Below are 12,756 nucleotides of genomic sequence, written 5' to 3'. Positions count from 1 at the left end.
CCCCGCAGGCCCCACGCATGCCCTTGCCACCGCCGGATTGTCCTCGTCAGCCGCTGCATACGCGTTCCATACGTGTGCAGTCGTACGCGCGCGACGACGGCAACTGGGACCTGGAAGCCGAGCTTATCGACGTCAAGGCGTACGATTTTCCCAAGCGCGACGGCGAGATGTTCAAGGCCGGGCAACCCATCCACCATATGCACCTGCGCATCACCATCGACGAGCAATTCTCGATCGTGGCGGCTCAGGCCGTCTATGACGCGGCGCCTTACGGCGAGCATTGCAAGGCCATCGAGCCGGCGTACACTGACTTGATCGGCATGAACCTGCTCAAGGGGTTCCGTCGCCAGGTCAAAGAGCGGTTCGGGCATGTGGAAGGCTGTACGCACATGACCGAACTGTCGCAGGTGCTTCCCACCGCGGCGGTCCAGACCATGGCCAACCGCCGGCGGCAGGAACCCAACCCGAACCGGCGTCCATTCCAACTGGACGGCTGCCATGCGCTCAGCACTGGCGGCCCTGTGGTGGCTGAGCATTATCCCGAGTGGTACACCGGGGGTAGCGCTGAGGCATCGGCCGAGTCGTCCTCCGATTCACCTTCTTTTTCTCATACGTCCTGACAGGTAACACATGAAAATCCACGAGTATCAAGGCAAGGAACTGCTGAAGCAATTTGGCGTCCCCGTGCCGCGCGGGATCCCCGCTCTTTCCGTCGACGAGGCCGTGGCTGCCGCTGAAAAGCTGGGTGGACCGGTTTGGGTCGTCAAGGCACAAATCCACGCGGGTGGCCGCGGCAAGGGCGGCGGCGTCAAGCTGGCCCGCTCGCTGGACGACGTCCGCAAGCTGGCCTCCGAAATCCTGGGCATGCAACTCATCACGCACCAGACCGGCCCCGAAGGCCAGAAGGTCCGCCGCCTGTACATCGAAGACGGCGCCGACATCCAGAAGGAATACTACGTGTCGCTGGTCACCGACCGCGCCACGCAGAATGTCGCTTTCATCGCTTCCAGCGAAGGCGGCATGGACATCGAGGAAGTGGCTCACTCCACGCCCGAAAAGATCATCACCGAATACATCGACCCGCTGACCGGCCTGTCCGCCGAGCAAGCCACCAAGATCGCCAACGCGATCGGCCTGCCCGCCGACTCGACCGCCCAGGCCGTTGACGTGTTCCAGAAGCTCTACAAGTGCTACATGGACACCGACGCCTCCCTGGTCGAAATCAACCCCCTGAACCGCGACAGCAAGGGCAACATCATCGCCCTGGACGCCAAGTTCAACTTCGACTCCAACGCCCTGTTCCGTCACCCGGAAATCGTCGCCTACCGCGACCTGGACGAAGAAGATCCCGCTGAAATCGAAGCCAGCAAGTTCGACCTGGCCTACATCCAGCTCGACGGCAACATCGGCTGCCTGGTGAACGGCGCCGGCCTGGCCATGGCCACGATGGACACCATCAAGCTGTTCGGTGGCGAGCCGGCCAACTTCCTGGACGTCGGCGGCGGCGCCACGGCCGAGAAGGTCACTGAAGCCTTCAAGATCATGCTGGCCAACAAGAGCGTCAAGGCCATCCTGGTCAACATCTTCGGCGGCATCATGCGCTGCGACGTCATCGCCGAAGGCGTGATTGCTGCTTGCAAGGCCGTCAACCTGAACGTGCCGCTGGTCGTCCGCATGAAGGGCACCAACGAAGAGCTCGGCAAGAAGATGCTGGCTGAATCGGGTCTGCCCATCATCAGCGCCGACACGATGGCCGAAGCTGCCACCCGCGTCGTAGCCGCCGTCAAGTAAAGAGAAAATCAAGGATTCACAATGTCGATTCTGATCAACAAGGACACCAAGGTCATCACCCAGGGCATCACGGGCAAGACGGGCCAGTTCCACACCCGCATGTGCCGTGAGTACGCCAATGGCAAGGCCGCCTTTGTGGCCGGCGTGAACCCCAAGAAGGCGGGTGAAGACTTCGAAGGCGTGCCGATCTTCGCATCGGTCAAGGACGCCAAGGCTGACACCGGCGCCACCGTGTCGGTCATCTACGTGCCGCCCGCCGGCGCCGCTGCCGCCATCTGGGAAGCCGTCGAAGCCGAGCTGGAACTGGTCATCTGCATCACCGAAGGCATCCCGGTCCGCGACATGCTCGAAGTCAAGAACCGCATGAAGGCCAAGGGCAGCAAGACGCTGCTGCTGGGCCCGAACTGCCCCGGCCTGATCACCCCGGACGAAATCAAGATCGGCATCATGCCCGGTCACATCCACCGCAAGGGCCGCATCGGCATCGTCAGCCGTTCGGGCACCCTGACGTACGAAGCCGTGGCGCAAGTCACCGAACTGGGCCTGGGCCAATCCAGCGCTGTCGGTATCGGTGGTGACCCCATCAACGGCCTGAAGCACGTCGACGTGCTCAAGCTGTTCAATGACGATCCCGACACCGACGCCGTCATCATGATCGGCGAAATCGGCGGTCCGGACGAAGTCAACGCCGCGCAGTGGGCCAAGGACAATATGAAGAAGCCGGTCGTCGGCTTCATCGCTGGCGTCACCGCCCCTCCCGGAAAGCGCATGGGCCACGCCGGCGCGCTGATCTCCGGCGGCGCCGACACGGCCGACGCCAAGCTGGAAGTCATGGAAGCCTGCGGCATCCGCACCACGCGCAACCCCTCCGAAATGGGCAAGCTGCTCAAGTCGGTGCTGTAAGTCTCAGCATTGCGCAATAAAAAGCCCGCTTCGGCGGGCTTTTTTTCGTCCATCTTTTTGGTGATTTCTTAGGGTAATCCCGCGTCCAGGAAGCGGTCGGGGCAATCATACGGAAAGCTGAACGAAACTATAATGAAAGAAATTTTGCGCGTACCAGCAAGAATGCCGTCGGGCTCGCACCAAGACGGTCAGTACGTTTCTCCGTTCAAATTCATCCATTAATTTGGTTTTCTCCTAGGGGGATCACACCTAGGAAAGAGAGGCATGGAACTCAGTTCAGCGGCATTCTGGATCGCGTTGCTCCAGATCATTTGGGTCAACATTCTGCTATCAGGCGACAACGCCGTGGTTATTGCGCTGGCGGCGCGTTCACTGCCTCCGGCACAACAGAAAAAAGCGATCGTGGTCGGTTCCGCGGCTGCGATCATCATGCGTATCGTGCTGACGCTCGTGGCGGCCAAGTTGCTGCTGCTGCCGTGGCTCAAGCTGATCGGCGCACTGCTTCTGGTCTACATCGGCGTGACGCTGCTGCTGCCGGAAGGCGAAGAAGACGGCGCCGGCAAGACGCAGGGCAATCTTTTCACCGCCATCCGCACCATCATGATCGCCGACCTGGTCATGAGCCTGGACAACGTGGTGGCCGTCGCCGCCGCGGCAATGGGCGATACGACGTTGCTGGTGCTCGGCCTGGCCATCAGTATTCCCCTGGTCATCTTTGGCAGCACGCTGCTCCTGAAGGTCATCGAACGCTTCCCGCTCATCGTCTGGGTCGGTGCGGCGCTGTTGGGCTTCATCGCGGGCGAACTGCTGGTGGGCGATCCGGCTTTGCAAGAGCCCGTTGCGCGTATTGACGCCGCGCTGGGTGTGACGCAGCATAGCTTCGCGCTGATGTCGGGCGCACTCGGTGCAGTGCTGGTGCTGCTGATTGGTAAAGTTTTACTGATGCGCCAGAAAGCTGACTGAAAGCTGAACTACAATAATATGTTTTTCTAAATAAACCTGCCGCGCGAAGGCGCGCGGCAGGGCGGCCGGGCCGGGACCGGCCATTCTTTTCATAAATGCCTTCGGGGGTTCAAAGTGCTTGAGTTTTTTCAGACGCTGAGTTGGGCAGCGGTATTTCAGATCATCCTTATCGACATCCTGCTCGGCGGCGACAACGCTGTCGTGATCGCGCTGGCGTGTCGCAACCTGGCGCCCAAGCAGCGCATGCAAGGCATCTTGTGGGGCACCGCGGGCGCAATCATCCTGCGTGTCGTCCTGATCGCCTTCGCGATGCAGCTCCTGAACATCCCGTTCCTGAAGGTCGTCGGCGGCGTGCTGCTGGTCTGGATCGGCGTCAAGCTCTTGGTTCCCGAAGACGATGCGCATGGCGACATCAAGGGTGGAACATCCATCGTCGCGGCCATCAAGACCATCATCATCGCTGACTTCGTGATGAGCCTGGACAACGTGATCGCCATCGCCGGCGCCGCGCAGAACGCGCACGCCGACCATCAACTGGGTCTGGTCATCTTCGGCCTGGTCGTCAGTGTGCCGATCATCATCTGGGGCAGCACGCTGGTGCTCAAGCTCATCGACCGCTATCCGCTGGTCGTCACCTTCGGCGCGGGCCTGCTGGGCTGGATCGCCGGCGGCATGCTGGTCACCGACGTGTTTATCGTTAATCAATTTGGTGCTCAGCCGACTACGGTTAAAATCGCCGCTGAAATCATTGGCGCCTTGCTCGTTGTTGTCCTTGGACGGTGGCTTGCAAGCCGCAAGAACGCTTCCAAGGAATCAGCACATGAGTCTGCGTAGATCCACCGATCCCCAGCAATCCGAATCGGGCCTGAGCCTTCTTCAGGGTCTGTTCGTGCTGGCCATCCTAGGCGTAGTCGCGACGATCATCGTCTCCAACTTCGTTTGATGGCATCACGTGTCTCTGCCGCAACGCCTGGTCATTGCGACCCGCGCCAGCCGGCTTGCCCTGTGGCAAGCCGAGCATGTGCGCGATCGGCTGCGCACGCTGTACCCAGCGTGCGCAGTTGAACTTCTTACCCTGACAACCCGAGGCGACCAGATCCTCGACCGCACGCTGTCCAAGGTGGGCGGCAAGGGTCTGTTCGTCAAGGAACTCGAAAACGCGCTGCTCGACGGGCGCGCCGATCTCGCCGTCCACTCCCTCAAGGACGTGCCGGTGGATCTGCAAGCCCCGTTCGAGCTTTGCGCCGTCCTCGATCGTGCGGATCCGCGCGATGCCTTCGTGTCCAACCGATATGCCTCGCTGGCGGACCTGCCCGCGGGCGCCGTGGTCGGCACGTCCAGTCTGCGCCGCGAATCCCAGATCCGTGCCCGGTTTCCCGCCCTGGTGGTCAAGCCCCTGCGCGGCAACCTGGATACGCGCCTCGGCAAGCTCGACAAAGGCGACTACGACGCCATCGTGCTGGCGGCGGCGGGTCTGGAACGTCTTGGCATGGGCGAGCGCATTCGCAGCCTGCTCGACCCGGCCGACAGCCTGCCGGCCGCAGGGCAGGGCGCTCTCGGCATTGAAATCCGCGACGATCGCGACGACATGCGTGCGTGGCTCGCGCCGCTGGTCAGCACAGACACCACCGCCTGCGTGCTCGCGGAGCGCGCTGTGTCTCGCAAGCTGGGCGGCTCCTGCCAGGTGCCCCTGGCCGCGTTTGCCCAGATCGCCGGCGACACACTGTCGCTGCGCGCGCTGGTCGCGTCGCCCGACGGCACCCGCATCGTTCACGCCACGCACACCGGTCCGGTGGATCAGGCCGAAGCCATCGGCGAAGCCGCCGCCTCCGAATTGCTGGACGCGGGCGCCGCGGCGATCCTGCGCGAACTCCTGCACAACGAGCCGCACTGATGGATCCGGCGTTTGCAGCCGCCGAAGGGCCGCGCATCGCCATCCTGACGCGGCCCGCGGGGCGCAACGAAGCGCTGGCTGGCCGCCTGCAGGGCGCCGGTTGGCAGCCTTGCATACTGCCCGCGCTTGAAATCCATCCCATCTCCGTCGCATCCGAAGACCTGCCCCGGCCTTCGGCGTTCGACCTCGTCGTGTTCGTCAGCGGCAATGCGGCCCGCCAGTACCTGAACCAGCTTTCCCAGGCTGAAGGCGCCGCCGTTTGGCCCGCGGGCGTGGCCGCGGCCACGGTCGGGCCCGCCAGCGCACAGGCGCTGCGCGAGACGGGCTTCTTTGGCGCGAATACAACAGTTCTGCATCCGGACGAGTCCGCACCCACCCACGATTCCGAGGCGCTGTGGCGAGTGCTCGAGGCTCAGCCTACGCTGCCCGCGCGCGTGCTGGTGGTGCGTGGCACCCAGGGACGCGACTGGCTCGGCGACAAACTCGAGGCCCATGGCGTCCACGTAGTGCGTCACGCCGCCTACCAGCGGCGCGCGGCTGACTGGACCTCTGACCAGCTTGGCGCACTGCGGCGCTGGGCCGAAGCGGGCGTCTCTGCCACCTGGTTGCTCACCAGCGGGGAGGGCGCAGACGCCGTCCAGAATCAGCTTCACGCAGCAGGTCTGACTGACTGGTGGCTGCGCTGCCGCTTTGTGATCACGCACCCCTCGCTGGTGCGCCGCCTGCCACCGTCCTGCCATGGCGCGGCTGGATCGGCGATGGTAAAAATCTGCGTGCCGAACGACGAGTCGATATTCCAGGCTTTTGTTGCTGCTTGATTCGTTGGTTCGGACTGACACCGAATACAATCGCGTCATGACAGATAAGACTCCCGCTACCGATTCGGCCGTTCATCCGGCCGCCCCGGACGCAAGCGCGTCCGCATCGGCCCCGGCCGCCTCCGTCAAGGCCCGTCCGGCCAAGCGCGGCAGTGGCCCCTTGGTCACCGCCCTGATAATCGTCATCCTGCTGGCCGTTGGCCTGGGTTATGCGCTGTGGAAGCAACGCACCCAGTTCGTCTCCGCCGGCCGCGAAGTCGCAACGCGGCTGGACACGCTCGGCGCCGACGTCGCGCAAGCCCGCAAGGACACCCGCGAAGCCCTCGCTCTGGCGCAGGCGCAGTCGGGCCGCGTTGCCGAACTCGAAGACACGCTGCGCGAGACGCAAAGCCAGTACAACGCCCTGCAGCAGGCCTGGCAGAACTTCAACGACAGCGCCAGCGACGAGCTGCTGGCCAACGACGTCGAGCGCCTGCTGACGATCGCCAACCAGCAATTGCGTCTGGCGGGCAATGTCTCCAACGCGATCGTTGCGCTGGAAACCGCCCAATCGCGCCTGGCGCGCGCCGACCGTCCGCGTTTCTCCAGCCTGCAGCAATCCATCAACGGCGACCTGGACCGCCTGCGCGCCGTGTCCACCGTCGACATCCCCGCCCAGTCGGGCCGCATCGAGCGCCTGGTCGCGCTGATCGGCAAGGCGCCGCTGCTGGTGCCCGACACCGTGTCGCCCGGCGTGGCGCCGGTAGGCCAGGCCCAGCCGCCCGCGCCGGCCCCCGTCGTTGATCCGCAGGCAGGGCTCCCCGCCGACGCGCCCTGGTGGCAGCGCTGGCGCGCCGAAGTCGCCTCGTGGCCCGGCCGCGCAGGCTCCGCGCTGGCCCATGAACTTGGCGGACTCATCACCATCCAGCGCGTTGATGAACCTGCCGCGCTGTTGTTGTCGCCCGAGCAAGCCGATCAGGTGCGCGGCACGCTGCGCCAGCGGCTGCTGACGGCGCAATTGGCAATGCTGATGCGCCAGCCGTCCGTCTGGAAGAGCGAGCTCGATAACGTCGGTTCGACGCTTTCCAAATACTTCGATGGCCGTTCGCCCGACACCGTCGCCGCGCAAACCCTCGCGCGCGAATTGGCCCAGACCGACATCGCCGTGCGCATGCCGGACGTGGCGGACAGCCTGAATGCCGTCGCGGCCTTGCGCGCCGCGGGCTTCAAGACCAGCGAGCAGGACTGAGCTCATGCGTACCTGGTTCTGGACCCTGCTGCTCGCCGTCGTCGCCGTCGCCCTGGCGGTGGTTCTGCGCTCGCATTCGGGCAACGTGCTGCTTCTGGTGTGGCCGTGGCGCATCGAGATGTCGCTGACGCTCGCCGTCCTGCTCATCGTCGCGACGTTCATCATCCTGTATGTCGGCCTGCGCCTGCTGGCCTGGCTGCTCGCCATTCCCGATCGCGTCCGGGCCTGGCGCGGCAAGCGCGCCCAGGCGCGCGACCACGAATTGCTGGAACGTGGCTGGATTGGTCTTCTCGAAGGCCGCTATTCCCATGCCGAAAAAGACCTGACGAAGCTTCTGGACCAGACCAAGGTCCGTACGCGCCGCGTCCTGGCCGCGCTGTCGGCCGCCCGTGCCGCGCATGGCCTCGGTGAATTCGACCGGCGCGATCGCTTGCTTGCCAACGCGCAGGAACAGGCCGGCACGGATCCCGGCCTGCTTGAAGCCACGGCCACGGTTTCCGCCGACATGCTGCTGGATCAGGGCCGCGCCGAGCGGGCCTTGACCGTGCTGGGGCCGCTGGCCGACGGTGGCGCGCGCCATCTGCACACCATGCGCCTGCTGCTGCGTGCACATACGGCCTTGAATCACCAAGAGCAGGTCTTCACGCTGGCGCGCGGTCTTCTGCGCCGCAATGCATTGGGCCGCCCTGAAGCCGACGTGCTGATCGACGCGGCCGGCGCCGCTCGGCTGCGGGCTGCGGCAGGCCAGGATGCCTGGCGCCCCATCTGGAAAGACCTCAAGGCCGAAGAGCGCCTGCTGCCTGAAATCGCCCTGGCCGGCGCGGCGGCTTTCGAAGCCGCTGGCGAACCCAACGAAGCCGCCCGTGTGCTGGAGTCGGCCATCGCCGTCAAGTTTAATCCCGCCCTGGTCGCGGCCTACGCCCGCTGCGACGCCGAACACGTGTCGCGCCGCCTGGCCAAGGCCGAAACCTGGCTGCATCAACGTCCTACCGATCCCGACCTGCTGACTGCGCTGGGCATGCTGTGCCTGAACGGCCAGCTTTGGGGGCAGGCCGAACGCTATCTGCTGCGCAGCCTCGCGCGACGCAGCGATGCGCAGACGCATGCATTGCTGGGCAGTCTCTACGATCGCCTGGATCGCCCGGTCGACGCCGTGCGCCACTGGCGCCTGGCGACGGCCGCCAGCATGGCTCTGCCCGTGCTGGCCTCGGATGCAGCGCTTCCCGCCGCGGACACCGGTTCGGATCCCTACCGCGTGGATGCCGAAGGCGGCTATGCCGTCGGCCTGTCGGACACCGACAGCGACACGGACGTCGGCGGCGATTACCCGGCCTTGCCCGCCGGTGCCGCGGCAGCGCCCGTCGCCGCGTCGGCCTCGGACTACGTGCTGGACCCGGACGCGCGCGTCAGTAAGGCACAGCACGATCGCGCCCTTGCACCCGAAGATGCGCCGCTGGCACGCGGCACGTCCGACATCGACGAATACTTCGACAGCGCGCCGATCCCGGCTGCCGCTTTCGACGAGCCGGTGCCCACGTACGCACCGATGCCTGCGCCTGCGGCGCCCGCCGCCAAGCCGGCGCCGCCCGCGGCGCCCGTGCCGACCACCAAGCCGCCGTTCAAGGACGACGGCTCGATTTGAATATCTTTTCAGACAAACAAGGTTGAACCATGAGTCTTGATCGCGTCTCCCCTGGCAAGAAGTTGCCCGAAGACTTCAACGTCATCATCGAAATCCCCATGAACGCCGACCCGGTGAAGTACGAGGTCGACAAGGATTCCGGTGCGATCTTCGTTGACCGCTTCATGCTGACGGCCATGCACTACCCGTGCAACTACGGCTACATCCCCCAGACTCTGTCCGAAGACGGCGACCCCGCCGACGTGCTGGTCCTGACCCCGTTCCCGATCCAGATCGGCGCCGTCGTGCGCTGCCGCGCCATCGGCGTGCTGGAAATGGACGACGAGTCGGGCGGCGACGCCAAGCTGCTGGCCGTCCCGATCGAAAAGCTGTACCCCCCGTACCGCAATATCAAGTCCTACGAAGATCTGCCGACGGAAGACATCTCCCGCATCCAGCACTTCTTCGAGCACTACAAGGACCTGGAAAAGGGCAAGTGGGTCAAGGTCAAGGGCTGGAAGGGCGTGGACGCCGCACACGAGGAAATCGTGCGCAGCGCCGAGCGCTACACCAAGGGCTGATCGGGCTATCGGCCAGCCGGCATCATCGCGCCGGCTGGCGCCTTCCTGCGGCGCGGCCGCGACGGCTGCGGCCAGTCGCAGCCGCGCCGTTGTCTTGTGGGCTTCCGATCCATCCGGCACTCGCTTCGGCCGCAGAAAGGGCTACACTCGCGAGTGCTTTTTCAAACGCCCGGCCGCCCAACAACAACATCGCCCCATCGCGGGGTCACAGGGCAAGCCAAGCGCGCGCGCGTCGGGGTAATATTTTTCCCGGTTTTTCCGGTCACGTATTTGTCATAGGTTGATAGCTCATGGACTACGTTTTGCCTCCCCAGCCGCCCGTCGCGGTTCCCGTTGCCGGCAGCGCCGCGCAGTTCCCCGTGCGCCGCGTGTATTGCGTCGGCCGCAATTACGCCGAACACGCTAAGGAAATGGGTTTCACCGGCCGTGAAGATCCGTTCTTCTTCTGCAAGCCCGCCGACGCGGTGCTGTTCGTGGCCGATGGCGAAACCGGCAAGATGCCGTACCCGCCCAAGACGTCCAACCTGCACTACGAAATGGAGCTGGTCGTGGTGCTGGGCAAGGGCGGCCGCGACATCCCCGTCGATCAGGCCAACGAATGCGTGTGGGGCTATGCGCTGGGTCTGGACATGACCCGCCGTGACCTGCAAGGCGAAATGAAGAAGCAGGGCCGTCCCTGGGAAATCGGCAAGGCGTTCGACCAGTCCGCGCCGCTGGGTCCCATCCACCCGCGCAGCGTGGTCGGCACGCTCGACAAGGGCGCCATCTGGCTGGACGTCAACGGCGAGCGCAAGCAATCCAGCGACATCTCGCAGATGCTGTGGAACATTCCGGAAAGCATTTCTTATCTGTCGGGCCTGTTTGAACTGCAGCCCGGCGACATCATCTTCACCGGTACGCCTGAAGGCGTGGGCGCCGTGCGCCAAGGTGACGTGATCACTGGCGGCGTCGAAGGCCTGGGCGAACTGCGCGTGCAGATCGCCTGAGCATAGGCGCTTTCATCTTTTCATTTTGGAGTTAGAGCATGCGCGGCAAGTTTGTGCTGACTGCCTTTGTCGTATTCGGCTTCGTGCTGGCCGGTTGCAATACCGTTGCCGGCATGGGCAAGGATGTGTCCCGGGCGGGCAATGCCATCACCAACGCCGCCGACAAATAATCGGCGCTCGGCGGTAAAAAAAGCCCCTTGAGCAATCAAGGGGCTTTTTTGTTGCGCGCGCGAAGAAGAACTACAGCACGTCGCCCGCGTAGTCGGCCAGACGCGAACGTTCGCCGCGTTGCAACGTGACGTGGCCGGAGTGCGGCCAGCCCTTGAAGCGGTCGACCACGAACGTCAGGCCGGAGCTGCCTTCGGTCAGGTAGGGGGTGTCGATCTGGGCGACGTTGCCCAGGCAGATCACCTTGGTGCCGGGACCCGCGCGGGTGACCAGCGTCTTCATCTGCTTGGGCGTCAGGTTCTGCGCTTCGTCGATGATGAGGTATTTGTTCAGGAAGGTGCGGCCGCGCATGAAGTTCAGGGACTTCACCTTGATGCGCGAGCGGATGAGGTCCATGGTAGCCGCGCGGCCCCAGTCCCCGTTGCCTTCGCCATCACCCATGTTCAGCACGTCGAGGTTGTCTTCCAGCGCGCCCATCCAGGGCAGCATCTTTTCCTCTTCGGTGCCAGGCAGGAAACCGATGTCTTCACCGACAGGCACCGTGACGCGCGTCATGATGATCTCGGTATAGCGCTTGGTTTCGAGCACCTGCGTGATGCCCGCCGCCAACGCCAGCAGCGTCTTGCCGGTGCCCGCCTGGCCCAACAGCGACACGAAGTCGCATTCCGGGTTCATCAGCAGGTTCATGGCGAAGTTCTGCTCGCGGTTGCGCGCCGTGATGCCCCAGACATTGTTCTTGCCGTGGGTGTAGTCGCGCAGGGTGGCCAGCACCGCCATCTTGCCGCTGACTTCGCGTACCTGCGCATACAGCGGCATCTGGCCTTCAAAGTAGACGAACTGATTGACGACGAACTGCGAACACAGCGGGCCGTGAATGCGGTAGAAGGTGGTGCCGCCCTGTTGCCAGGATTCGACGTCCTTACCGTGCTTGTTCCAGAAGTCTTCAGGCAACTGCATCACGCCCGAATACATCAGGTCCGAGTCTTCAAGGACGTGGTCGTTGAAGTAGTCTTCGGCGGCCATGCCCAGCGCGCGCGCCTTCAGGCGCATGTTGATGTCCTTGGACACCAGCACGACCTCGCGCTGCGGGTACTTTTCCTGCAGGGCGCGCACCACGCCCAGGATCTGGTTGTCGGCCTTGCCCATCGGCAGGTCCGAGGGCAGGGTGCTGTGGATGGCGGTCGTCTGGAACATCAGACGGCCGGTGGCGTCCTTGTTGCCCAGCTTTGCCAGTTCCAGCCCTTCGTCAAGGTGCGTGGCGTCCTGCACCAGCGAGTCCAGCGAACGGCTTACCTGACGCGCATTGCGCGCCACCTCGGACATGCCCTTCTTCTGGTGATCCAGTTCTTCCAGCGTCATCATCGGCAGGAAGATGTCGTGTTCTTCAAAGCGGAACAGCGAGCTGGGGTCGTGCAGCAGCACGTTCGTGTCCAGCACGAACAACTTGCGCGGGGCGTTCTCGGCGCGCGCCTTGCTGCGCTTGGCCGGCGCGGGCGTGGCCTTGGCCTGGTGCGCTGGGGCGCGGGCGGGGGGCGCGGCCGGGGCGGGCGGTGGCGTTTCGTGGGCAGGGGACGGCGTGTGGGCCTTGCGCGCCGGCGCCGCCAGGCCATCAAGTTCTGGCTGGACCAGCAGCTCGTCCTCGTCGTCGGCGAGGGCAGCCTGGGTGTTGGACCGCGCAGCGGCAGTCTTGGTCGTGCGGGCCTGCGCCCGGGCGGATTCGCCCGAGGGGAAGGTCAGGATGGCTGCGGGGCGGGTAGGCAACTTCGGAAGCGGCATATGCGTCACTCTCCTGTTTGGGCCGGC

14 protein-coding genes are annotated in these 12,756 nt (G+C 64.5%); 13 read left to right on the top strand and 1 reads right to left on the bottom strand.

The window, feature by feature from the left end:
• Window positions 1-17 precede the first annotated feature (17 nt).
• From B3098_RS05875 to B3098_RS05815, 13 genes are all read left to right on the top strand, one after another.
• Window positions 18-620, top strand: a complete 603-nt coding sequence (locus B3098_RS05875) for a DUF2889 domain-containing protein (RefSeq protein ID WP_175124635.1) — start codon at window positions 18-20, stop codon at window positions 618-620.
• Window positions 621-630: 10 nt separating this feature from the next.
• Window positions 631-1,791 (top strand): ADP-forming succinate--CoA ligase subunit beta, encoded by a 1,161-nt coding sequence (sucC, locus tag B3098_RS05870; RefSeq protein WP_056567354.1) that lies wholly within the window; start codon window positions 631-633, stop codon window positions 1,789-1,791.
• A gap of 21 nt (window positions 1,792-1,812) precedes the next feature.
• Entirely contained in the window at window positions 1,813-2,694 is an 882-nt protein-coding gene (gene sucD / locus B3098_RS05865) for a succinate--CoA ligase subunit alpha (RefSeq protein WP_056567350.1), read from the top strand.
• Window positions 2,695-2,958: 264 nt separating this feature from the next.
• Window positions 2,959-3,657 carry a TerC family protein gene (locus B3098_RS05860; RefSeq protein ID WP_105238013.1) on the top strand — a complete coding sequence of 233 codons (699 nt, stop codon included), beginning with the start codon at window positions 2,959-2,961 and terminating at the stop codon, window positions 3,655-3,657.
• Between the two features lie 114 nt (window positions 3,658-3,771).
• A complete protein-coding gene (locus B3098_RS05855) occupies window positions 3,772-4,491 on the top strand; it encodes a TerC family protein (protein WP_191576570.1) in 720 nt (239 codons plus the stop codon).
• Window positions 4,478-4,600, top strand: a complete 123-nt coding sequence (locus tag B3098_RS05850; protein ID WP_255357201.1) for a hypothetical protein — start codon at window positions 4,478-4,480, stop codon at window positions 4,598-4,600. The genes B3098_RS05855 and B3098_RS05850 overlap by 14 nt, the downstream gene beginning before the upstream one ends.
• Window positions 4,601-4,609: 9 nt before the next feature.
• Entirely contained in the window at window positions 4,610-5,551 is a 942-nt protein-coding gene (gene hemC / locus B3098_RS05845) for a hydroxymethylbilane synthase (protein ID WP_286892900.1), read from the top strand.
• Window positions 5,551-6,369 (top strand): uroporphyrinogen-III synthase, encoded by an 819-nt coding sequence (locus B3098_RS05840; protein ID WP_286892897.1) that lies wholly within the window; start codon window positions 5,551-5,553, stop codon window positions 6,367-6,369. The genes hemC and B3098_RS05840 overlap by 1 nt, the downstream gene beginning before the upstream one ends.
• Window positions 6,370-6,406: 37 nt before the next feature.
• Window positions 6,407-7,597: a uroporphyrinogen-III C-methyltransferase gene (locus tag B3098_RS05835; protein ID WP_175138775.1), complete on the top strand. Its 1,191-nt coding sequence runs from the start codon at window positions 6,407-6,409 to the stop codon at window positions 7,595-7,597.
• A 4-nt stretch (window positions 7,598-7,601) separates the two neighbouring features.
• Window positions 7,602-9,239, top strand: a complete 1,638-nt coding sequence (locus tag B3098_RS05830; protein ID WP_175124631.1) for a heme biosynthesis HemY N-terminal domain-containing protein — start codon at window positions 7,602-7,604, stop codon at window positions 9,237-9,239.
• A gap of 29 nt (window positions 9,240-9,268) precedes the next feature.
• Window positions 9,269-9,799 (top strand): inorganic diphosphatase, encoded by a 531-nt coding sequence (ppa, locus tag B3098_RS05825; protein WP_175124630.1) that lies wholly within the window; start codon window positions 9,269-9,271, stop codon window positions 9,797-9,799.
• Between the two features lie 290 nt (window positions 9,800-10,089).
• On the top strand, window positions 10,090-10,785 hold the full coding sequence (locus tag B3098_RS05820; RefSeq protein ID WP_279973027.1) for a fumarylacetoacetate hydrolase family protein: 696 nt from the start codon (window positions 10,090-10,092) through the stop codon (window positions 10,783-10,785).
• A gap of 38 nt (window positions 10,786-10,823) precedes the next feature.
• A complete protein-coding gene (locus B3098_RS05815; protein ID WP_056567326.1) occupies window positions 10,824-10,955 on the top strand; it encodes an entericidin A/B family lipoprotein in 132 nt (43 codons plus the stop codon).
• 70 nt (window positions 10,956-11,025) lie between these two features.
• Here the strand turns inward: B3098_RS05815 and B3098_RS05810 are convergent, their stop codons facing one another.
• Window positions 11,026-12,729, bottom strand: a complete 1,704-nt coding sequence (locus B3098_RS05810) for a PhoH family protein (RefSeq protein ID WP_286892888.1) — start codon at window positions 12,727-12,729, stop codon at window positions 11,026-11,028.
• Between the last annotated feature and the right edge of the window lie 27 nt (window positions 12,730-12,756).

Source organism: Achromobacter sp. UBA2119 (assembly GCF_002331005.1).
In the GTDB taxonomy this organism is placed as follows: Bacteria; Pseudomonadota; Gammaproteobacteria; order Burkholderiales; family Burkholderiaceae_B; genus Achromobacter; species Achromobacter animicus.
This window is presented reverse-complemented; position numbering and strand designations above follow the sequence as displayed.

Coding starts and splice junctions, on each gene's coding strand:
- B3098_RS05810 (WP_286892888.1), bottom strand. CDS start 12,729: ATGCCGCTTCCGAAGTTGCCTACCCGCCCCGCAGCCATCCTGACCTTC.
- B3098_RS05835 (WP_175138775.1), top strand. CDS start 6,407: ATGACAGATAAGACTCCCGCTACCGATTCGGCCGTTCATCCGGCCGCC.
- B3098_RS05815 (WP_056567326.1), top strand. CDS start 10,824: ATGCGCGGCAAGTTTGTGCTGACTGCCTTTGTCGTATTCGGCTTCGTG.
- ppa (WP_175124630.1), top strand. CDS start 9,269: ATGAGTCTTGATCGCGTCTCCCCTGGCAAGAAGTTGCCCGAAGACTTC.
- B3098_RS05860 (WP_105238013.1), top strand. CDS start 2,959: ATGGAACTCAGTTCAGCGGCATTCTGGATCGCGTTGCTCCAGATCATT.
- B3098_RS05830 (WP_175124631.1), top strand. CDS start 7,602: ATGCGTACCTGGTTCTGGACCCTGCTGCTCGCCGTCGTCGCCGTCGCC.
- sucD (WP_056567350.1), top strand. CDS start 1,813: ATGTCGATTCTGATCAACAAGGACACCAAGGTCATCACCCAGGGCATC.
- B3098_RS05850 (WP_255357201.1), top strand. CDS start 4,478: ATGAGTCTGCGTAGATCCACCGATCCCCAGCAATCCGAATCGGGCCTG.
- sucC (WP_056567354.1), top strand. CDS start 631: ATGAAAATCCACGAGTATCAAGGCAAGGAACTGCTGAAGCAATTTGGC.
- B3098_RS05820 (WP_279973027.1), top strand. CDS start 10,090: ATGGACTACGTTTTGCCTCCCCAGCCGCCCGTCGCGGTTCCCGTTGCC.
- B3098_RS05875 (WP_175124635.1), top strand. CDS start 18: ATGCCCTTGCCACCGCCGGATTGTCCTCGTCAGCCGCTGCATACGCGT.
- B3098_RS05840 (WP_286892897.1), top strand. CDS start 5,551: ATGGATCCGGCGTTTGCAGCCGCCGAAGGGCCGCGCATCGCCATCCTG.